Annotated in this window: 19 protein-coding genes and 1 pseudogene; 8 read left to right on the top strand and 12 right to left on the bottom strand. The window is 37.4% G+C overall.

All coding sequences use genetic code 11. The features are described 5' to 3' along the window. Nucleotides 1-10 precede the first annotated feature (10 nt). Entirely contained in the window at nucleotides 11-1,252 is a 1,242-nt protein-coding gene (locus ESZ48_RS09310) for an ABC transporter permease (RefSeq protein WP_129017135.1), read from the top strand. Between the two features lie 524 nt (nucleotides 1,253-1,776). Here the strand turns inward: ESZ48_RS09310 and ESZ48_RS09305 are convergent. From ESZ48_RS09305 to rpsF, 4 genes are all read right to left on the bottom strand, one after another. Next, complete coding sequence (locus ESZ48_RS09305) at nucleotides 1,777-2,253, bottom strand: DUF6495 family protein (protein WP_129017133.1); 477 nt, start codon at nucleotides 2,251-2,253, stop codon at nucleotides 1,777-1,779. Between the two features lie 202 nt (nucleotides 2,254-2,455). Further along, a complete protein-coding gene (rplI, locus tag ESZ48_RS09300) occupies nucleotides 2,456-2,917 on the bottom strand; it encodes a 50S ribosomal protein L9 (protein WP_129017131.1) in 462 nt (153 codons plus the stop codon). 13 nt (nucleotides 2,918-2,930) lie between these two features. Beyond that, nucleotides 2,931-3,227: a 30S ribosomal protein S18 gene (rpsR, locus tag ESZ48_RS09295; protein ID WP_027124835.1), complete on the bottom strand. Its 297-nt coding sequence runs from the start codon at nucleotides 3,225-3,227 to the stop codon at nucleotides 2,931-2,933. Between the two features lie 2 nt (nucleotides 3,228-3,229). Then, entirely contained in the window at nucleotides 3,230-3,568 is a 339-nt protein-coding gene (gene rpsF / locus ESZ48_RS09290; RefSeq protein ID WP_129017129.1) for a 30S ribosomal protein S6, read from the bottom strand. A 200-nt stretch (nucleotides 3,569-3,768) separates the two neighbouring features. Between rpsF and ESZ48_RS09285 the strand changes: the two genes are divergently transcribed. Further along, on the top strand, nucleotides 3,769-4,464 hold the full coding sequence (locus ESZ48_RS09285) for a LytR/AlgR family response regulator transcription factor (protein ID WP_129017127.1): 696 nt from the start codon (nucleotides 3,769-3,771) through the stop codon (nucleotides 4,462-4,464). Nucleotides 4,465-5,162: 698 nt separating this feature from the next. Here the strand turns inward: ESZ48_RS09285 and priA are convergent. Genes priA through nadC form a run of 3 tightly spaced genes read right to left on the bottom strand, consistent with a single transcriptional unit; the run spans nucleotide 5,163 to nucleotide 9,478 of the window. Then, nucleotides 5,163-7,616 carry a replication restart helicase PriA gene (gene priA, locus ESZ48_RS09280; RefSeq protein ID WP_129017126.1) on the bottom strand — a complete coding sequence of 818 codons (2,454 nt, stop codon included), beginning with the start codon at nucleotides 7,614-7,616 and terminating at the stop codon, nucleotides 5,163-5,165. An 8-nt stretch (nucleotides 7,617-7,624) separates the two neighbouring features. Next, entirely contained in the window at nucleotides 7,625-8,620 is a 996-nt protein-coding gene (locus tag ESZ48_RS09275) for a YihY/virulence factor BrkB family protein (protein ID WP_317127987.1), read from the bottom strand. Beyond that, entirely contained in the window at nucleotides 8,621-9,478 is an 858-nt protein-coding gene (gene nadC / locus ESZ48_RS09270; RefSeq protein ID WP_129017124.1) for a carboxylating nicotinate-nucleotide diphosphorylase, read from the bottom strand. It abuts the gene before it with no gap. 344 nt (nucleotides 9,479-9,822) lie between these two features. Between nadC and rlmH the strand changes: the two genes are divergently transcribed. Beyond that, the gene (gene rlmH, locus ESZ48_RS09265; RefSeq protein ID WP_129017122.1) at nucleotides 9,823-10,296 is read left to right on the top strand and encodes a 23S rRNA (pseudouridine(1915)-N(3))-methyltransferase RlmH; all 474 of its coding nucleotides are present in this window, start codon (nucleotides 9,823-9,825) and stop codon (nucleotides 10,294-10,296) included. A gap of 108 nt (nucleotides 10,297-10,404) precedes the next feature. Here rlmH and ESZ48_RS09260 read toward each other — a convergent pair whose 3' ends face one another. From ESZ48_RS09260 to ESZ48_RS09250, 3 genes are all read right to left on the bottom strand, one after another. Beyond that, complete coding sequence (locus ESZ48_RS09260; RefSeq protein WP_129017120.1) at nucleotides 10,405-11,514, bottom strand: sensor histidine kinase; 1,110 nt, start codon at nucleotides 11,512-11,514, stop codon at nucleotides 10,405-10,407. Further along, a complete protein-coding gene (locus ESZ48_RS09255; RefSeq protein ID WP_129017118.1) occupies nucleotides 11,511-12,278 on the bottom strand; it encodes a LytR/AlgR family response regulator transcription factor in 768 nt (255 codons plus the stop codon). The genes ESZ48_RS09260 and ESZ48_RS09255 overlap by 4 nt, the downstream gene beginning before the upstream one ends. 185 nt (nucleotides 12,279-12,463) lie before the next feature. Continuing rightward, a complete protein-coding gene (locus ESZ48_RS09250) occupies nucleotides 12,464-13,036 on the bottom strand; it encodes a hypothetical protein (protein ID WP_129017116.1) in 573 nt (190 codons plus the stop codon). 298 nt (nucleotides 13,037-13,334) lie between these two features. On the opposite strand from ESZ48_RS09250, the pseudogene ESZ48_RS09245 reads away from it, so the two are divergent. Continuing rightward, nucleotides 13,335-13,474 (top strand): annotated as a pseudogene (locus ESZ48_RS09245) (23S rRNA (pseudouridine(1915)-N(3))-methyltransferase RlmH); the annotation flags it as partial. Nucleotides 13,475-13,618: 144 nt separating this feature from the next. Here the strand turns inward: ESZ48_RS09245 and ESZ48_RS09240 are convergent. Next, nucleotides 13,619-13,918, bottom strand: a complete 300-nt coding sequence (locus ESZ48_RS09240) for an HPF/RaiA family ribosome-associated protein (protein WP_129017114.1) — start codon at nucleotides 13,916-13,918, stop codon at nucleotides 13,619-13,621. 201 nt (nucleotides 13,919-14,119) lie between these two features. Between ESZ48_RS09240 and ESZ48_RS09235 the strand changes: the two genes are divergently transcribed. The 3 genes from ESZ48_RS09235 (at nucleotide 14,120) to ESZ48_RS09225 (ending at nucleotide 18,091) form a co-directional block, all read left to right on the top strand. After that, nucleotides 14,120-14,695 (top strand): non-canonical purine NTP diphosphatase, encoded by a 576-nt coding sequence (locus ESZ48_RS09235; protein WP_129017112.1) that lies wholly within the window; start codon nucleotides 14,120-14,122, stop codon nucleotides 14,693-14,695. 392 nt (nucleotides 14,696-15,087) lie between these two features. Continuing rightward, the gene (locus tag ESZ48_RS09230; protein ID WP_129017110.1) at nucleotides 15,088-16,983 is read left to right on the top strand and encodes a DEAD/DEAH box helicase; all 1,896 of its coding nucleotides are present in this window, start codon (nucleotides 15,088-15,090) and stop codon (nucleotides 16,981-16,983) included. 334 nt (nucleotides 16,984-17,317) lie between these two features. Next, on the top strand, nucleotides 17,318-18,091 hold the full coding sequence (locus ESZ48_RS09225) for a carboxypeptidase-like regulatory domain-containing protein (protein ID WP_129017109.1): 774 nt from the start codon (nucleotides 17,318-17,320) through the stop codon (nucleotides 18,089-18,091). On the opposite strand, the gene ESZ48_RS09220 is transcribed toward ESZ48_RS09225, so the two are convergent. Then, entirely contained in the window at nucleotides 18,084-18,749 is a 666-nt protein-coding gene (locus ESZ48_RS09220) for a TrmH family RNA methyltransferase (protein ID WP_129017107.1), read from the bottom strand. The two genes, ESZ48_RS09225 and ESZ48_RS09220, sit on opposite strands and share 8 nt — an antisense overlap. Before the next feature lie 173 nt (nucleotides 18,750-18,922). Here ESZ48_RS09220 and ESZ48_RS09215 point away from each other — a divergent pair, with 173 nt between their 5' ends. Beyond that, entirely contained in the window at nucleotides 18,923-19,603 is a 681-nt protein-coding gene (locus tag ESZ48_RS09215; RefSeq protein ID WP_129017105.1) for an SIR2 family NAD-dependent protein deacylase, read from the top strand. The last annotated feature ends 145 nt before the right edge of the window (nucleotides 19,604-19,748 follow it).

Below are 19,748 nucleotides of genomic sequence, written 5' to 3'. Positions count from 1 at the left end.
CCCAGCATATATGTTTTCATTATTCAGAGAGAATATTAGAATTGCCCTCAATTCCATTCGCACCCAACTGTTACGTACCATTTTGACCATTTTGATCATTGCCATTGGCATAACGGCTTTGGTAGGGATTTTGAGCGCAGTGTCGGCTTTGGAAAACACCATTTCAAGCGATTTCTCTTCGATGGGTGCCAATACGTTTAACTTTCAGCGGTATGAATTTACTACCCAACGTCAAAGCGGAAAAGAAGTGCAGAAGATCAATCCGATTATATCCTATAGAAATGTAAAAGATTTTGAAGACAAATATAAGTTTCCGTTTACCCAAGTCTCCGTTTCTTTTGTGGGCACCCAAACTGCGGAAGTGAAATACGAAAATAAAAAATCGGATCCTGAAGTAATGGTTTTGGGCGTCAATGAAAACTACATCCAAAACTCTGGATTAGAAGTCAGCGAAGGTCGCGAATTCAATTATTTTGATATCGAAAACAGCACTAATTTTTGTGTGATTGGAAGTGATTTGGCAAAAGCGATTTTGAGTGATGTCAATCCGATTGGGCAAACCATCAGCGTTAGAGGCGCCAAATTTAGAGTGATTGGGGTTTTAAAAGCTAAAGGCTCGAGTTTTGGAAACAATCAAGATTTACGCATGATGATTCCCATCCAAAAAGCCAGAACACTCTTTACAGGTCCGAATATCAACTATAGTTTGAGTGTTAAAACGGACAAAAAGGATATGTTGGCGGGCGCACAGGATGATGCCATCTTAACGTTTAGGAATATCAGAAACTTAAATCCTATTGAAGAAAACGATTTTGGAATAGAACGCAGTGACGATTTGATCAACCGTATTGGATCCATTACTGGGTATCTCTATGTTGCCGCATGGGTGATCAGCATGATCACAATTTTAGGATCTTCAATTGCGCTCATGAACATTCTGTTTGTTTCGGTGACGGAACGCACGCGGGAAATTGGGGTGCGGAAAGCTCTGGGTGCCAAAAGGAAAACTATTGCTACACAGTTTTTCATGGAAGCTATCATTATTGGTCAATTGGGAGGCATTCTTGGAATCATACTTGGTGTCCTGATCGGATATGGCGTGTCGGCCGCCGCCAACTTTCAATTCTCAACACCTTGGCTAGCCATGTTCAGTGCGTTTACGATAGCTTTTATCGTAGCCGTGGTTGCTGGGTTGCTTCCGGCTGTAAAGGCCGCTAAACTGGATCCTGTGGAGTCGTTGCGGTATGAGTAGGTTTTCCCGCGGATTTCGCAGATTTTCGCAGAATTCGTGATGACGATTAAATTGCCTGCCCGTCCGCCTGCCCGCGCGTAACAAAGTGAAGACGGGTAGCATTTGTGGAGGCGGGAAATGAAATTGAAATTGAAGTTGAAATTGAAATTGAAACGCATCAAACAAGAAACTAGCCTGCCTGTTCGCTTGCCCGTCCGCAGCTTTTGCGGAGGCGGGAAGCTTTAACGGAGGGGAAAAACTTTGAATATTGAATATTGAAGTTTGAATAGCAAATATCGAAGTAAACCTTATTAACCTTGACTATTGAATTTCGAATTTTGAATATCCAAGCTTTATTCTTTCTTTACACCTTTTAAGTTAACCGCAAAGAATACCATGCTTGGCGCAAGGAACGCGGTGAAATTGAAGTTGAAGTCGAAATTGAAGTTGAAATTGAATTTGAAACGCATCAAACAAGAAACGAGAAACTCGAAACAAGAAACTCAAACTTCCTACTTCCAACTTCGTGCTTCGTGCTTCCAACTCTACTCCTTCCCCACCAACTTCTCAAAATACTTATACAGATCGCCTTTGGTGATGACGCCGCCTTGTTGGATGAGCTTAAATTTGTCTAGGGCTTTATCTTCTGAATAGGCTTTGTTGGCGGTTAGGAATTCGACATCATCGGATAGAAGATTTGCTCTGAACCATTCAAAACCTTCGGAAGTGGTTAAGTCAACGGTGTCAATCTTTAATTTTATGGCAATCAGTTGCATATCGTTTTCCCTCAAATGGAACAAATGCATTTGTTGTGGCGAAATATGTTCTAAATAAGCTACTTTCCTTAAAACACCTTCCCAAATCAAATCGCTGAACACATCGAGTTCTTCCTCGGCAACCTCTGGTTTATTGGATTTAATTTCTGTCCATTCTTCAGCAGTAATGGATTGTGCGGCCAGAAAATTAATAAATTCCTGGTGCAATTCTTCAAATTGTTCTTTGGTGAGTCTTGTGTATTTCATTGCAAAGTATTTTCATTTCCGCGAAGGCGGAAATCTCTTAACTATTAGATTATAAATGTCGAGATAGGTATTTGTGCAAAACTCCTTCTGCCCAAACTCCCCATAACATTATGCTACTTTCTGTGGAAACGTAAATTTCCACTTATGAAAAAAGCCTCATTCCAATAAAGGATTGAGGCTTTTTAAAAATTTGTTTTGAAAATTATAATTCTGCAATAACTTCAAAAACCATATCAACGGTAACATCTCTGTGAAGTCTGATGACCGCATCATATTGACCTAAACGTTTGATATTACCACCTGTAATGGCGATATATTTTTTATCAACAATAATGTCTGCATTTTTCAATGCATTCGCCAAGTCAATATTGGTTATTGAACCAAATATCTTATCTCCAGCAGTTGCTCCAGCAGCAGCTTTAGAAGTTAATTTAATTTCCAATGCTTTTATTGCTTCAGCTTCTTTTTGAGCTTCTTCAATAATTTGTTTCTCTTTATAAGCACGTTGCTTCAAGTTTTCAGCCAATACTTTTCTAGCTGAAACCGTTGCCATTATCGCTAAACCTTGAGGAATTAAAAAATTTCTACCATAACCGTTCTTAACCGTTATAACATCGTCTTTAAATCCTAAATTTTCAACGTCTTGTTTTAATATAAGTTCCATAGTTATGTTTTTATTATTTTAATAAATCTGCTACATAAGGCATCAACGCAAGGTGACGCGCTCTCTTAACCGCTACAGATACTTTTCTTTGATATTTTAACGATGTTCCTGTCAAACGTCTTGGTAACAATTTACCTTGCTCGTTTACGAAACCTAATAACCAATCGGCGTCTTTGTAATCAACATATTTGATACCAGACTTTTGGAAACGACAGTACTTTTTCGTTTTACTTGTGTCAATATTCAATGGGGTCAGATATCTGATCTCACCATCTTTTTTTCCTTTAGCTTGTTGTTCTATTGATGACATAATTACGCTTTTTGTTTAAGTTTAGTTCTTCTTCTTTCAGCCCATGAAATAGCGTGCTTATCTAACTTTACAGTTAAATAACGCATAAAACGCTCGTCACGTCTAAACTCTACTTCTAGTGGATTGATGACTTCACCATCTACAGTGAACTCAAATAAGTGGTAAAAGCCACTTTTTTTGTTTTGGATTGGATAGGCTAATTTTTTTAAGCCCCAATCTTCTTTGGATACCATCTTCGCTCCTCTAGAAACAAGAAAATCTTCGTATTTCTCTACTGTTTCCTTTATCTGAGTTTCAGATAAAACGGGATTTAAGATGAAAACAGTTTCATAATGATTCATAGTAATGTATATTTATTAATTTAAAATGGCTGCAAAAATAACCATTATTTATGGTTCTGACAACTAAAGTTTAACTAATTTTTTATCTACTTTTGGTTAATAAAAAAAATGTTAAATAGGACACTTTATCGATGTTATTTGGTTTTTGTCCGAATTTTTCGTACTATTGTCGATATCTTAACCTAAATAAATCAAATGTTATGACTTTAAACTGTGTAGTAGTTGATGACTCGGCGATACAACGCTTATCGATTGTAAAGTTAATTGAAAATCATTCATCTCTTAACCTTATAGCAGAATATAGTAGCGCACTTGAAACCAAAAATGGCTTAAATACCCATAAAGTAGACCTCATCTTCTTGGATATTGAAATGCCAGTGCTTACTGGTTTCGAACTGCTTGATGTTCTCAACAACAAACCCCAAATTATTTTTGTTACTGGTAAAACGGAATATGCGTTTAAAGCCTTTAATTATGATGCTACCGATTATCTACAAAAACCGATCACTAGAGAACGTTTTAATATTGCAGTAGATAAAGCTGTCGAGCTACATAAATTGAAACTCGATTTCAATGAAGCGGATGGCGAGCACATCTTTGTTAAAAGCAACTTAAAAAAGCGTAAAGTGTATATCAAGGACATCAAATGGATTGAAGCCCTTGGTGACTACGTTAAATTGGTCACTGAAGAAAACAGCTTGGTTGTACTTTCAACCATGAAAGCCTTTGAACAGGAATTGCCCGAAGGTAAATTTTTAAGAATTCACAAATCGTACATTGTCAACTTGGACAAGGTAGACCGCTTTAACAGTAAAAATGTTGAGGTTGGCGCTTATGAAATTCCGCTGAGTAGGAATAAAAAGACCGAACTCGTGGATGCTTTAAATAATATCTAATTGCCATTAACGCGCTAATCCCCATAGCTAGGAAATGAGCAATAGTCTAATAAAAGAAAAAATATCCCGCCAAAGGCGGGATTATTTTTTTAAAACAGGCTTGAAAGTCTAGGACATTCGGGAGTACGGCAATAAAGATATTGGACCGGTTCATGACAATCATTTAAAAAGCCAAATCGAGATGCACGAAAGTTGTTTTAACTTAATTAGAAACCAATAAAGATTTTATCAATAAGAGGTTTCACCCAGATGCAGGATTCGTTCGATTAAGAAATTTGTTCAAAACTTCTATTCGCAATTGAAAAATTGAACATGGGATCCCGCTAAAAAGCGGGATTAGTTCGATTACGAAATTTGTTCCAAACTGCTTTAACAAATGAAGTAAAACGGACAGGAGACCCCGCTAAATAGCGGGATTAATTCGATTACGAAATTTGTGCCAAACTGCTTTAACAAACGAAGCACATCCGAACAACAGATCCCGCTAAATAGCGGGATTAGTTCGATTACGAAATTTGTGCCAAACTGCTATAACAAATGAAGTGAAACACAACGAGAGATCCCGCTAAAAAGCGGGATTAATTCGATTACGAAATTTGTTCCAAATTTCTATAACAAATGAAGTGAAACACAACAAGAGATCCCGCTAAATAGCGGGATTAGTTCGATTACGAAATTTGTTCCAAATTTCTATCTCATTAAAAGTTATCGACATTTAGAATCACCCTAACCGACCTAAATTCTTTAATACTCAAAAAGCTATTGTTAATTTTAACAATGGCTTTTTTTGTTTTTGAAAGGGATTGCTGTGGCGGAATCTTAACGAGGATATTTTTGTGAAATTGGTTTCTTATTCTTGAAATGGGCGGAAATTCAGGCCCCAGAATATTACTTTTAAAAACCTGTTTTAAGCCAGTCGCATACCACTCGGCACCAATATTTACTTTATTAAAGTCTTTGTGCTTTAAGGTGATCTTTATCAACCTGTAAATTGGCGGGTATTTAAAATTGTGACGCTCATCCATCTGCTCCATATACATCTCTGCATAATTATTGGTAGACACTTGATGTAAAATTCTGTGATGCGGATTATAAGTTTGGATCAGCACCTTTCCTCTTTCATCCGTACGTCCTGCCCTACCCGACACTTGTAGCATCAATTGAAAACTGCGTTCAAGCGCTCTAAAATCAGGAAAATTGAGCATATTGTCCGCATTCATAATACCAACAAGTTTTACATTTCTAAAATCCAAACCCTTGGTCAGCATTTGCGTGCCGACCAAAATATCAATTTCTTTTTGCTCAAAAGCAGTAATGATTCGGTCATAACCAAATTTGCCCCGGGTGGTATCTAAATCCATTCGTCCTACTTTGTGCTCCGGAAAAAGAGCCTGTGCTTCTTCCTGGACCTGCTCCGTACCAAAACCCTTATTATCCAATTCCACGCTGCCACAGGCCATACAGTTTTTGAGCATGGCGGTATAATAGCCACAATAATGGCAGCGCAACTCATTCTTAAATTGATGAAAGGTCAAACTGACATCGCAGTTAGGACACTGTGGCGCATGGCCGCAGGTGACACATTCAACGATGGGCGAAAATCCGCGTCGGTTTTGGAACAAAATAATCTGATGGCCAACGCTCAAAGCTTCCGTCATTTCCTCAATCAATCGGTCGCTAAAATGGCCCGTCATTCGCTTTCGTTTGTGCTTATCCTGTATATCGACCAATTCTATATCGGGCATCAATACGTCATTGAATCGGTGGGTAATTTCCACCAAACCATATTTTCCCTGCTTTACATTGTAGTAGCTTTCCAAACTTGGCGTTGCCGATCCTAATAAGGTCTTGCTTTTAAAAAGAGCTGCCAACACAATTGCAGCATCACGAGCGTGATATCTTGGCGCAGGGTCAAATTGCTTAAAGGACGTTTCATGCTCTTCATCAACAATAACCAAACCGAGATCATGGAACGGTAAGAAAATTGACGACCGTGCACCCAATACAATCTGTGCCTTAGGCTGATTTTGCAACACATTATTCCAAAGCTCAAAACGTTCATGCGACGAATATTTTGAATGATACACAGAGACGTTGCCGCCAAAATAAGTTTCCAATCGGCTGACCAACTGCGTTGTCAAGGCGATTTCAGGGAGTAAGTACAACACCTGTTTCCCTTTGGCAATCACCTCTTCAATAAGTTTGACATAAACTTCCGTTTTTCCAGACGAGGTCACCCCGTGAAGTAAGGTGATATTGAATGTCTCAAAGGATTGTTTGATTTCCTCAAGCGCTTTCTCTTGATAGGTATTCAAGGTTTTTGAAGCCTCATTGGCATCGCCTGAATACGCCACACGATCTTCCTGAAAATGATACTCCGCTAAAATCTCCTTGTCAATCAAGGTTTTGATAATTGCCGGAGACGCGTCACTGGCTTCCGACAAATCCGAAACTTTCACCGGTTTTTTTGTCTGCGCTGAAATTGAAAACAAAGTCATGATCACATCCCGTTGCTTTGGTGCCCTGCTCAATTCTTCCAACAGCTGTTGTAGTTTTTCTGATTCTGAATAGTTCGAATTCAACTTGACATAGCGCACCAATTTCGGCTTATACTTCTCATAGACCTCTTCCTGAAGCACAATGGCGTCTTTATCCAACAAGGCATTGATCACTGAAAAGACATTCTTCTTATCCAGAATATTGATCAAGTCGTGAAGTTTAAGCGACGACTGATGGTGTAGCGCTTCATACACCAAAAACTCCTCGTCCTTTAAGTCGGCGTCATTGATAATTTTATCATTGTTTTTAGTGATGATCGTTTCACTTTCCAACAAAAATGAGTTGGGCAATGCCGCCCTGAGCACATCGCCTAAAGTACAGAGGTAATACTCTGCAATCCACTGCCAATGGGTCAACTGTGTTTGGGTAATGATAGGTGCATCATCCAAAATTTGATGAATTTCTTTGGCCTCATAAGCTGTGGGTTGTTGCTGATGGATCTCAAACACCAGTGCCGTATATATTTTAGTTTTCCCAAACGGCACCGCCACACGCATCCCTGCTTTCAAAAATTCTGATTCGGCTTGGGTAATGCTGTACGTAAATAGCCTTTCAAGCGGAATGGGAAGTATGACGTCTATAAAATGTTGCATGTGGTGAATTAGGATTTTTCTTTAGCAATTTGTTTTTGAAGGTTAAATTTCTTCAAAAGTCGTATGGTAGCGTTGAGTTCAAAGCCCAACAGTAAAATATTGGAGTTCAGCCAGAGATAAAACAATAATATCAATAAGGCGCCAATCGACCCATACAACTCGTTATATGTTGAGAAATAGGTGACGTAAATGCCGAATAAATACGAAAATACAATAATCAAGATGGTTGTCAACAACGCTCCTGCGGAAAAAAACTTAGAATTTTTACCTTCTCTGGTTCCAAAATAATATAAAGTGGCCGTGGCTATATAGACCATGATTACGAAAAATATATATTTGGCCAAGGCAACCATAAACAAGCCCTCTTCATAGGTCTCATAACCCTGTTTATCCATATAGTATAGCACCTTTTGGATGACATAAATTTGGAAATAACCAATAACTGCAATGGTAATGATCAATAAAAGCACCAAAATAAGCGCCACAAACATGGAGTACAAATACTGTTTGACGACACTGCGCGTTAGTTGTTGATGATAAGAACTTTCAAACCCCGAAAAAAGAGCACTAATCCCATTTGCCATTAAAACAATAGATAACAGGAAAACTGTTGAAATTAAACCCCCACTAGCTTTGGTGTAAATATTCTGAAAAATATTATCAAAGAAGAAATCGGAGGTTTGGGGAGGTAAAACGGAGTTCAAAAATCCTTTAAATTCATATTCAAAACCTGCTACTGGAATATATGGGATGAGAATAATAATAAACAATAAAAACGGAAATATCGCCGTGAAAAAACTAAACGCAATGGCACTCGCCCTACTGGTTACCGCGCCTTTAATAATTCCCCTGCCGTAAAGCCTTAAAAAATAATACAAGGTCAACCCTTCTAAAGCTGGTAATTTTATTCTCTTTAGAAGTTTAATAAAATACTTTAAAACGGGGATTTTCTCGAGTTTGTCTTCGATTTCGTCCTCAATATTAGCATCTGGTTGATCAGACATTTAAACGGCTTTTAAACTTAAGTCCATATTATATACCGAATGGGTCAAAGCTCCAGAAGAGATAAAATCCACACCACACAAAGCATATTCGCGTGCCGTGTGCTCATTGATCCCGCCCGATGACTCGGTCAAGCATTGGTCACCAATTAAAGCAACGGCCTTCTTGGTATCAGCATAATTAAAATTATCAATCAAAATTCTGTAAACGCCGTCGGTTTTGAGGATTTCTTTAATTTCATCAAGATCTCTAGCTTCAACAATAATCTTCAAGTCTAAGTTGTTTTCCTTTAAATACGCTTTCGTCTTTGTGATGGCCGTGGTAATTCCACCAGCAAAATCGATATGGTTGTCCTTCAACATCACCATATCATACAAGGCAAACCGATGATTTTCTCCGCCACCAATCTTTACAGCCCATTTTTCGAGTGCTCGAATCCCTGGCGTCGTTTTTCTGGTGTCCAAAATCTTGGTCCCAGTACCTTCCAGCAAATCCACAAAGGTTTTTGTTTTTGTTGCAATGGCGCTCATCCGTTGCATGGCATTTAAAACCAAACGTTCTGCTTTAAGAATGGATTGTGACGAGCCTTCTACGTAAAACACGATATCACCGTACTTTATTTCGGCACCATCTTCAATCAATGTTTCCACTTTTAAATCTTTGTCGATATATTGAAAGACCAGTTTGGCAAAAGCTACACCTGCAATAATGCCGTTATCTTTGACCAAGAGCTTTGCCTTGCCCTGTGCTGAAGCAGGAATGCAGGCCAGCGAACTATGATCGCCATCGCCAACGTCCTCTCTAACGGCATTAGAAATGATGCCTTCTATTTCTATATTGAATTGTTCTTGTGAAATCATTTTAGGAATATTTAATCAGTGTTGTCCCATAAAGAATCAAGACCGCTGCGCTTTTACCTGTCTGCCGAACAGACAGGGAATAAAGTTCTAAGACTTGAATGCAACTAAATGACATACACTTATTTATTTAAATTAAAATTGTTCAATCACCTCCGCAGAAATAGTTTCTGAATGAAAGGTGTGATTTTGAAACCCGGTAACTTCCCTCTCTATAAATAGGTTGTTAACTTTCTGTTTTTTACCGGGCACTAATAATATTTAATGTAAAAATACTAATTGATAATTGAAATACTCAAATTCCAAATCCGAAATTCCATATCCAGACAAATTTGTAATTTTACCCCATGCAAATAAAACTTCTCGCCATTGGCAAAACCGACCATCAGCAATTGCAAATGCTGATTGATGACTATCAGAAACGTTTAGGATTCTACATTAAATTTGAATTTGAGATTATTCCAGATCTTAAAAAAGTGAAGAATTTAAGTGAAGAACAACAGAAACAAAAGGAAGGCGAACTGATATTAGCCAAACTGAGCAACACGGACATGCTCATTCTTTTGGACGAAAACGGAAAGCAATTCGATTCTGTTGCCTTTTCCGATTACCTTCAAAAGCACATGAATTCTGGGATCAAACAATTGGTTTTTTTGATTGGTGGCCCTTACGGATTTTCACAAGACGTGTACACTAAAGCACATGGCAAAATATCATTATCTAAAATGACATTTTCCCATCAAATGATCCGTTTATTCATGATAGAACAACTGTATCGCGCTTTTACGATTCTAAGGAATGAACCTTATCATCATCGGTAACAAGTAGTTTCCCGCCTTTGCAAAAGCTTCCCGCCTCCGCAAAAGCTGCGGTCGGGCAAGCGGACGGGCAGGCATGTTTCTTGTTTGTAATGTTGATGAATTGAAACACTAAACACTCTTCGGAATTTTAATAATTGTTTCAACTCCAGATTGGTCGTCCTTGTTTTTTATTTCATATAAATAGTCCTCATCATAAAGATTCCGCAACCTGTCGTTTATATTTGATAAGCCAATTCCCTTTTTTAATAAATCGGTTGGACTTTCTTTTAACAAAGCACCATTATTTTGAACTTTTATGACCATCTGCTTGTTTTCAGCATAAATTTTAATGAGTACTTCCAACTCGGTATGACTATAAGAATACCCATGCTTTATTGAATTCTCAATAATGGGTTGAAGCAAATGTGTAGGCACATTACTTTGAAGCAATGATTCATCTATCTCTCTTTTTATGATTAAATGATCCGAAAATCGTACATTCAGAATGTTTAGGTAAAATTCAAGAATTCGAAGTTCCCTTTCAAGTCTTATTGTATTACCCTCATGGTCCTTGAGAATCTCTCTGAGAAAATCACTCAAGTCTGCTAGTGTATCTTTAGCTTTACCAGGATCGATATCCGTGAGGACCGCAATCGAATTTAAGGTGTTAAACAAAAAATGAGGTTGCATTTGAGATGAAAGCATTTTAATTCTGGTATTTACCAATTGCCCTTCCAGTTGATTCTGTTTCTTTTCAGCTTCTTTTACCTGTTTGAGATAATAATAGATGTAAACGATAAAAACCATGGCAAAATAAGTCAAAAAATTCAAGTCGATTACGTTCATAAACCGATTCATACTGTCCTTAACATCATATTCAGCTAAGGTAAATACCCCAGTTAATAAACTTTGCAGGTCAGTAGCAAGACGTATGACCATTCCGATAATAAGTGATAAGACAGTATGTATAGAAATAATTTTGACCCAAGAATATTTCTTGTTTAAAAAACGCTTGGTGCTCACAGCTATGAATGTCATATAGCCCACAACAATAATATAATCCAGAAATGGATTATAGATTAAAAAATCACGCAATGAGGACGACATGCCCTCATTTCCAACCGATTTCATGTACAGCTCTTTGGCAATTAGAACGAGGTAAAAGAGAAGATAAAAACCCGCCAAAAGTAAAACGAGATTGACGTCTATTAATTTCCTTTTATTATTTAAGAAGTTCATGATATTCCTATTTTTTCAAGAAATTCATTTTTATGAGATTTACTTATGCGCAACATCTTATTATCCGTCATTTTAGCGTCAATTTCAGAAAAATTAGAATGCACTATTTCTCTAACAAAATTTATATTCACTATGCATGATCTATGGATTCTAAAAAAAGCAGTCTTATCGAGTTCTTCATTCAATTTACTTAAAGTTTCACGCAACAAATACTTTTTATTTTCTACAAATATCTCAGCATAATATCCAGATGAAGTAATGTACATGATGTCCAACGGATTTATTAAAATAGTTTTATTCCCTTGTTTAATTAGAAATTTTGCCGGGAATGCCACGCTTTCGGATTTCACGCTGTATAAATTAAAAAAATCAACAAATCTCCTTTGGAAATTAGCATCACCTTCTGACTTTGAGGTTTTTAAAACCCTATCAATGGTCTTAAAAAAACGCTCGTCTTTAAACGGTTTTAGCAAAAAATCTAAGGCTTCAACTTCAAAAGCTTGTAAGGCATAGTTATTATAAGCAGTAACAAATATCACAATAGGTTTTGGAGAAATCCTCATCTTTTGAAGCACTTCAAATCCATTCATGTCCTTCATATTAATATCGAGGAAAATAAGATCTGGCTGAAGTTCGTTTATTGAAATTATTGCAGTTTTACCATTAGAATAGTCTCCAAGAACTTCAATTTGCGGCACCTTTTCCAATAATTTCAGAATCCTTTTACGTGCCAGTTCTTCATCATCTATGACCATTGCTTTCATAACCTAAGGTGTGAAAATTAATAGTTATCTAAAAGTAATTTAAAGTTATTTATTCTTATCCAATTAAATATTAAATTATTGGAATCACATTTAGATTTCACCTAATCAAAGAGGTCATCAGAAATTAATCAGATGACCTTAGTTATTTGATGTCCGTAATTAACAGTTAACATTTTATTTTAGTTTTAATTTTTAGCTACTACACCATAATCTTTATCTAATGCATTTATCTTTATATTACGTTTTTGTTTCCCATTTATCAGCGTTAAATTATAGATTGCCTTAGTCAAAATCACTCCTTTGGTGTTTGCCGTATATTTATTTTTTTTCATACTCCACCCTTTATTCGCGTTATAAACTTGTATTCTTAATGGATAGGGCAACACGATATCTTTAAAGTTTTGTCGGGTAGAAATCAGATGACCTTCACCATCATAATTAGCGATCATAAATCCTTTTGTACTTCTTAGTTGGACTTCATATGAATCATACTCCTCATCGGGATCATCTTCCTCGGTGCTAACCAAATCGATGAATTTGTGGATGTCGAAATTATCATTCAAAAAGCCTATTGGATTACTCACAAAATTGTTTACCCCTCGAGGTTTAATTTTAATTGTGAAAACAGAGCCATTTTGAGAAATTTCAGTGATTTGAGGTGAATAATTAACTTTGACCTCATTTAATTTTGTGACTTCCTGAGCTTGACCAACGCTAGCCCACAACACAAATGCTGATAAAAAAATTATTGTTTTCATGATAGAAAAATTTTAAGATTACTATTCGTTTTTTGATTTGTAATTGATGATCATTCTTTTACAACCACTAAATTATTTGAAAAAGTCTTCGAAAATCCTGAAATGATATGAATGGCTAAATTTTGATATCCAACAGTCATAAATCTGATTTAAACCAATTCTGAGATTTTGAATTCGCTGATAAATGTCATCGACTTTGGTTCTTACCATTATGGTTATTGAGACTATAATAAATACACATGGATATGGCTTTAAAAAAATAACCACCGGCGCTGCGGTGGTTAGTCTCAATGAACTTTCATTAGAAGTTGATAACAATGCAAATGGGAAAATATCATTATCAAAAATGACATTTTCCCATCAAATGATACGGTCATGATAGAACAACTGTATCGTGCTTTTACGATTTTAAGGAATGAACCTTTTCAACATCGGTGAAATAGGTTTGAGGTGTGAGGTTTGAGGCAAGCTAGTTTCTGAAAGATTTCAAACTTGAGATAATATTGCAAAGTTCAAGTTCAATTTCAACTTCAATTTTTTCTCATAACTAAATCCTAATGCCTCATACCTAATTCCTCAAGCCTAATGCGTCTTATAGGTCTGTTTTCTCTTTTTTAATTGAATTTCCAAATCGCTGATCGTTTCCTTGACGGACATTTCAAAGTTTTTCTCATCAGAAGTAGCAAATATTTGCGGTCCTGGCAAGCTCAATCTAATATTACAAATCTTTCCTTTTTCAGGATTGGTGCCTTCTTCTTTAAAAAACACGTCGGCATTGATCAGCCAATCATATTTTTCAGCCATTTTATTTAATTTTTGAGCTGTATGCTCTGCAAGTGAGTCGCTATAGTCTAAATTTACGAATTGAATGTTTACTGTCATAACTATTGTTTTTAAATTATAAGACTAAATTAAAGGTTTAAAAAGGAAGAAAAGCTGACAAACATCATAAAATAAGCATAAAGTTGCTCTTGAATAGTGTTTCTTGTTTTCCACCTTTGGACGGGCAGGATAGTTTCTAGTGGTCCAAACACTAGGTAATATTGAAATTATTAAAGTAATTTTACCGATCAATCTATTGCCATGAAACTCGTATTCGCCACCAACAACCACAACAAACTCAAAGAAGTCCAAAGCTTCATTCCCAAAAGTATAACGCTATTGAGTCTTGAAGATATTGGATGTTTTGAAGATGTGCCTGAAACCCAAGACACCATTGAAGGGAATGCCATACAGAAAGCGGCATACATCAAAACCCATTATGGCTATGATTGTTTTGCCGACGATACCGGTTTGGAAGTGGATGCGCTTAACGGCGCTCCAGGAGTTTATTCCGCTCGTTATGCAGGGGAACAACGCAACTCAGAAGACAACATTCAAAAACTCCTTAAAAACCTTGAACATTCAGCTAACAGAAAGGCACAGTTTAAAACCGTGATTGCCTTGGAACTGAATGGGACACAGCATCAATTTACAGGCATTTGTGAAGGTGAGATTACAAAGGACAAAAGTGGTGACAAGGGCTTTGGATATGATCCAATTTTCAAGGCTGAAGGCTATGATCAAACATTTGCAGAAATCTCTTTAGATGAAAAAAATCGCATTGGACACCGAGGAAAAGCGGTGCAACAACTTGTTGATTTTTTAAATTCTATTTAAGTATTCACAGTGTTGTCTGATAAAGGATCAAATGCGGTAAGATTATACTTCCTACAGCTTTCAAAAACTAATAAACAAACCTATTTGGTTTAACTACAATTGCCATTCCATTTCCAATGACATACTTTTCAAAAAGAAAGAAGTCATTTTTAAATCCCTTAACTCGTTGTTTTATTGGGTTTATGAACTATTTTATAATCTTTACTATATCGAAATAAATTATTTACAAATCATTCACTTTAGAATTAGGAAATGTGATAATTAAAATTGTACCTTTGCAACTTGAAAAATTTCCTCAAGGTGAGGATGTGTTACTGGGAGTTTAGGTTTTGTATGTCGATTCGCTTCTGTTGTAACACCACAAGAACATAATCAAATACATATTAAATCGAATGATCACATTCCAAGATTTAGGTCTTAATGATGACCTATTACGGGCTATTACTGATATTGGCTTTATAACGCCAAGTGATGTCCAAGCAAAAGCAATTCCAATTTTATTAGAGCAAGACACTGACTTAGTGGCCTTAGCACAAACAGGAACAGGTAAAACTGCGGCCTTCGGCTTTCCAATGTTGCAAAAAATCAACATTGAGAGCAGAACAACCCAAGGATTGATCCTCTCTCCTACTCGTGAACTTTGTTTGCAAATTACCAACGAATTAAAGAATTACGGAAAATATTGCAAAGGCTTTAATGTTGCCGCTATTTATGGTGGTGCAAGCATTAGTGACCAAGCAAGAGAAGTAAAAAGAGGTGCACAAATCATTGTAGCCACTCCAGGACGTATGAAAGATATGATCAACCGTAATATGGTTGACATTTCTAAAATCGAATACGCTGTCCTTGATGAGGCCGATGAAATGTTGAACATGGGCTTTTATGAGGATATCACAGATATTCTTTCCCATTCTCCAGCAGACAAAAACACCTGGTTGTTTTCTGCAACCATGCCAAAAGAAGTTTCGAACATTGCGAAGAAATTCATGAATTCGCCTGTTGAAATTACTGTTGGAAATAAAAATGAAAGTACCAATCAAGTATCACATGAGTATTACTTAGTTAATTCTCGTGACCGTTACCAAGCTTTAAAACGTTTGGCCGACGCACATCCTGATATATTTTCAGTCATTTTCTGTCGTACCAAACGCGATACGCAAAAAGTTGCTGAGCAATTGATCGAAGATGGCTATAGCGCAGGTGCTTTGCATGGCGATTTAAGCCAGAACCAACGTGATATGGTCATGAACTCTTTCCGTAAGAATCAAATCCAGATGTTGGTGGCTACTGATGTTGCCGCACGTGGGATTGATGTTGACAATATTACGCATGTTATTAACTATCAATTACCAGATGAGATCGAAACCTACACCCACCGTTCAGGAAGAACAGGACGTGCAGGCAAGACTGGAGTTTCCATAGTTATTGTTTCAAAAAGTGAATTGCGCAAAATAAAAAGTATTGAGCGCATCATCAATAAGAGCTTTGTTAAAAAGGATATTCCTGACGGAATGGAAATTTGCGAAGTACAGTTGATGTCTTTGGCAAATAAGATCCATAAGACTGAAATCAATCCTGAGATTGAAAAATACCTTACAAGTATTAACGAATTGCTTGAGGAAACCTCTAAAGAAGAATTGATTCAAAAATTCTTTTCTGTAGAATTCACACGATTCTTTAACTACTATAATAAATCGAAAAACTTAGCAGTGCCGGAATCTCGCGGAAGTGATAGAGAAGGCGATTCTGGAAGAGATTTTGGTCGTGATTTTGGCGGCAATGATGATTCTTCACGTTACTTTATCAATGTTGGTAAAAAAGACGGCTATGATTGGATGAGCTTGAAGGATTTCTTAAAAGAAATTCTTGAACTTGGAAGAGACGATGTCTTTAAAGTTGATGTTAAGGACAGTTTCTCTTTCTTTAATACCGAAAAGGGATTACAAGAGAAAGTATTGGCTTTTTTCAACGATTATAAACACAATGGCCGTTTTGTAAATGTTGAGGTCAGTGAAGACCAAGGCGGAGGCACAAGTAGAAACAAAAGACGTTCTGGTGGCAGTGGCGGTGGAAGACGCTCAGATGGCGACTTTAAACCTCGCGGCGAAAGACGTTCTGGCGGCGATTTTAAATCGGCAGGTCATAGAGGCGACAGAAGAAGTTCAGATGCTTCAAGACCAAGACGCTCAGAAGAAAGTTCTGGTCCAAACAGACGCGACAGACGTGCTGGCGTTACTGAAAAATCAGGTGATTCTGGTTTCTCAAGACCAAGACAGTCGCGAAGATAGACGCGGGAAGCGGGAAGCTTGAAGTCAGAAAATTGACGGATGACCGAAGACCTATGACAGATTTCAGGCAAGACCAAGTCTAAGTTTGAAATTTTAAACCTTAAATATAACGAAGTGGGAAATTAAAACTTTTCACTTCGTTTTTTATTTTCCTGAATTTCGCAAAAGGAACTATGAGATTTTTGTAGATCACCCCTCACCACTCTGAACTCTGAACTCATAACTCTGAACTTATAAACCCCTCCCGCTATTGAAAGTTAATATTATATCAATTTTCCAAGGTTTCAACATCTTTGTGAGTTTTGTTTCTTATTTTTATCGGATAAATAAACCAATGAGGCACCTACTAATACTTACTGCTTTTTTCTTCATTTCTTCACTGAGTTTGGCACAGGAACCGACCGCTGTTAAAGGCGTGGTTTATAGCACGAGTACGAACGACATTTTGGAAAGTGTAAATATTGTCAACTTAAATCAAGTAATTGGTACCACTACCAACAGTACAGGTCAATTCGAAATAAAAGCAGCGGCAAATGACACGCTGCACTTTTCTTTTTTAGGCTATAAATCCATTAAGGTTAGGGTGACAAACGACTGGTTGAAATTTGGGGAAACCAAAATTGAAATGACAGAATTGGCGCTCGCTTTAGAAGAAGTGGTCGTGAATCAGTTGCGACTTACAGGGTATTTAGAAATTGACATCAAACAAGTTCCCGTTAAAACCAATTACCGATATAGTATTTCCGGATTATCCTCAACAGGATACGAAGCGGGCAACACCGGTGCAGTAAATAAGGTTTTAGGAGCCCTCTTTAATCCTGCCGACTTTTTATACAATATGTTTGGGAAAAAACCCAATGAGCTGCAGAAGTTAAAGCAGATGAAGAAGGACGATGAAATCAGAAATCTTTTGGCGTCTCGTTTTGATCGTGAAATGCTTATGGTCTTGTTAGAGGTCGATCGGATTGATTTAGATGAAATTGTCAGCCAATGCAACTACTCCAGAGAGTTTATTCAAACAGCCAATGATCTTCAAATCTTGGATGCCATCAACGAATGTTACGAAGAATACAAAATCCTGAGCAGAAGCCAACGTAGGTCTAGGTAGACTTTACTTCTTGATAGTAACGCGCCACAATCCCATCATAACTTTTCAGGGTTTTTGAAACCCAATCCAATCGCTTTTCCAATTGTTCCTGCTCGGACAATTGCCATTCTATATCAGATCTCCGTAACTTATTTGTGACATCCTGTAAAATAATGGCCGCCGATACAGAAATATTTAAACTCTCTGTAAAGCCTACCATAGGGATTTTTAAATAGCAATCTGCAGCATCCAACACTTCTTGGGATAGCCCTTCGGTTTCCCTTCCAAAAAAGAAACAGGACTTCTTAGTGATGTCGAAATCGGCAAGGAGCTGATCGTTCTCATGCGGCGTTGTGGCCACTATTTGATACCCGTTTTGTTTCAGGTTTTTGATACAGTCTTTAACCGTATGAAATCGCTTCAAATCTACCCACTTTTGAGACCCCATGGCGATTTCCCGATCAATGCGTTTGGAATTCCGCTCTTCCACTATATGCACCTCTTGAATGCCAAAGACATCACAACTCCTGATCACGGCACTCGTGTTGTGCAATTGATAAACGTCTTCAGTAGCTACCGTAAAATGCTTGGTCCGATTTGTAATGACCGCATCAAATCGTGCTTTTCGTTGTGTTGTGAGATGCGATTCTAAATGTTCTAAAAGTTGGAGGTCAATCATTGAAATAGGTTATATTAGGCAAAGTAACGAAACAAAGATAATGCGACCCCAAGTTTAGAGGTGTTATTTCTTCTAAGGATTTCCGTTTTTTATGATATTGAAACCTTATGAAGCTTGACAAATGACTTTTGAAACTTGTAAATGAATTAAATAATAAGATAAAGACTAAACACATGAAACATATTGTTGTACTTACTGGCGCTGGTATGAGTGCTGAAAGCGGCATAAAAACTTTTAGGGATGCGGACGGATTATGGGAAGGCCATGATGTGATGCAGGTGGCAACACCTGAAGGATTTCAGGAAAACCCGGAGTTGGTCCTTGACTTTTACAACCAACGGAGACGACAGTTGCTAAGCGTAGAACCCAATGCGGCACATTATGATTTGGCATCGCTCGAAAAAGATTACAAGGTCTCCATCATCACACAAAATGTGGACGACTTGCATGAACGTGCAGGAAGCACTGAAGTCGTTCATTTGCATGGCGAATTACTAAAAGTTAGAAACGTTGTTGACGAACTCAGTTATTTTGAACATCGAGACGATATTAAAATGGGAGACACCTGCCCACAAGGTCACCAATTGAGACCACATATTGTATGGTTTGGGGAAATGGTCCCGATGATGGATACCGCCATGGAAATTTGTGCCACAGCCGATGTTCTGATCATTATTGGAACGTCAATGCAAGTTTATCCTGCAGCTGGCTTAATGCATTATGTTCCTGAAGGGATCCCGATCTTTTTTATTGATCCCAAACCTGCCATGACGAGTCGTGGGAATTTAACGGTCATTCCTGAAACGGCGACCCTTGGAGTAAAAATGGTTATGGGGATGCTGGAGCCAAATTGAAATTGAAGTTGAAGTTGAAATTGAAGTTGAAAATCTAGAAGCATAAACTTTGAGTTTTTCCCGCAGATTACGCAGATATTCTCAGAAGATTATGAAATTGAAGTTGAAGTTGAAAATCTAGAAGCATAAACTTTATGTTTTTCCC

This window comes from Gelidibacter gilvus (assembly GCF_004115975.1).
Taxonomy (GTDB): Bacteria; Bacteroidota; Bacteroidia; order Flavobacteriales; family Flavobacteriaceae; genus Gelidibacter; species Gelidibacter gilvus.
This window is presented reverse-complemented; position numbering and strand designations above follow the sequence as displayed.

Coding starts and splice junctions, on each gene's coding strand:
- ESZ48_RS09250 (WP_129017116.1), bottom strand. CDS start 13,036: ATGAAAACAATAATTTTTTTATCAGCATTTGTGTTGTGGGCTAGCGTT.
- ESZ48_RS09260 (WP_129017120.1), bottom strand. CDS start 11,514: ATGAACTTCTTAAATAATAAAAGGAAATTAATAGACGTCAATCTCGTT.
- rpsF (WP_129017129.1), bottom strand. CDS start 3,568: ATGAATCATTATGAAACTGTTTTCATCTTAAATCCCGTTTTATCTGAA.
- ESZ48_RS09285 (WP_129017127.1), top strand. CDS start 3,769: ATGACTTTAAACTGTGTAGTAGTTGATGACTCGGCGATACAACGCTTA.
- ESZ48_RS09255 (WP_129017118.1), bottom strand. CDS start 12,278: ATGAAAGCAATGGTCATAGATGATGAAGAACTGGCACGTAAAAGGATT.
- ESZ48_RS09215 (WP_129017105.1), top strand. CDS start 18,923: ATGAAACATATTGTTGTACTTACTGGCGCTGGTATGAGTGCTGAAAGC.
- ESZ48_RS09220 (WP_129017107.1), bottom strand. CDS start 18,749: ATGATTGACCTCCAACTTTTAGAACATTTAGAATCGCATCTCACAACA.
- nadC (WP_129017124.1), bottom strand. CDS start 9,478: ATGATTTCACAAGAACAATTCAATATAGAAATAGAAGGCATCATTTCT.
- ESZ48_RS09240 (WP_129017114.1), bottom strand. CDS start 13,918: ATGACAGTAAACATTCAATTCGTAAATTTAGACTATAGCGACTCACTT.
- ESZ48_RS09235 (WP_129017112.1), top strand. CDS start 14,120: ATGAAACTCGTATTCGCCACCAACAACCACAACAAACTCAAAGAAGTC.
- rpsR (WP_027124835.1), bottom strand. CDS start 3,227: ATGTCATCAATAGAACAACAAGCTAAAGGAAAAAAAGATGGTGAGATC.
- rplI (WP_129017131.1), bottom strand. CDS start 2,917: ATGGAACTTATATTAAAACAAGACGTTGAAAATTTAGGATTTAAAGAC.
- rlmH (WP_129017122.1), top strand. CDS start 9,823: ATGCAAATAAAACTTCTCGCCATTGGCAAAACCGACCATCAGCAATTG.
- ESZ48_RS09225 (WP_129017109.1), top strand. CDS start 17,318: ATGAGGCACCTACTAATACTTACTGCTTTTTTCTTCATTTCTTCACTG.
- ESZ48_RS09275 (WP_317127987.1), bottom strand. CDS start 8,620: ATGTCTGATCAACCAGATGCTAATATTGAGGACGAAATCGAAGACAAA.
- ESZ48_RS09305 (WP_129017133.1), bottom strand. CDS start 2,253: ATGAAATACACAAGACTCACCAAAGAACAATTTGAAGAATTGCACCAG.
- ESZ48_RS09310 (WP_129017135.1), top strand. CDS start 11: ATGTTTTCATTATTCAGAGAGAATATTAGAATTGCCCTCAATTCCATT.
- priA (WP_129017126.1), bottom strand. CDS start 7,616: ATGCAACATTTTATAGACGTCATACTTCCCATTCCGCTTGAAAGGCTA.
- ESZ48_RS09230 (WP_129017110.1), top strand. CDS start 15,088: ATGATCACATTCCAAGATTTAGGTCTTAATGATGACCTATTACGGGCT.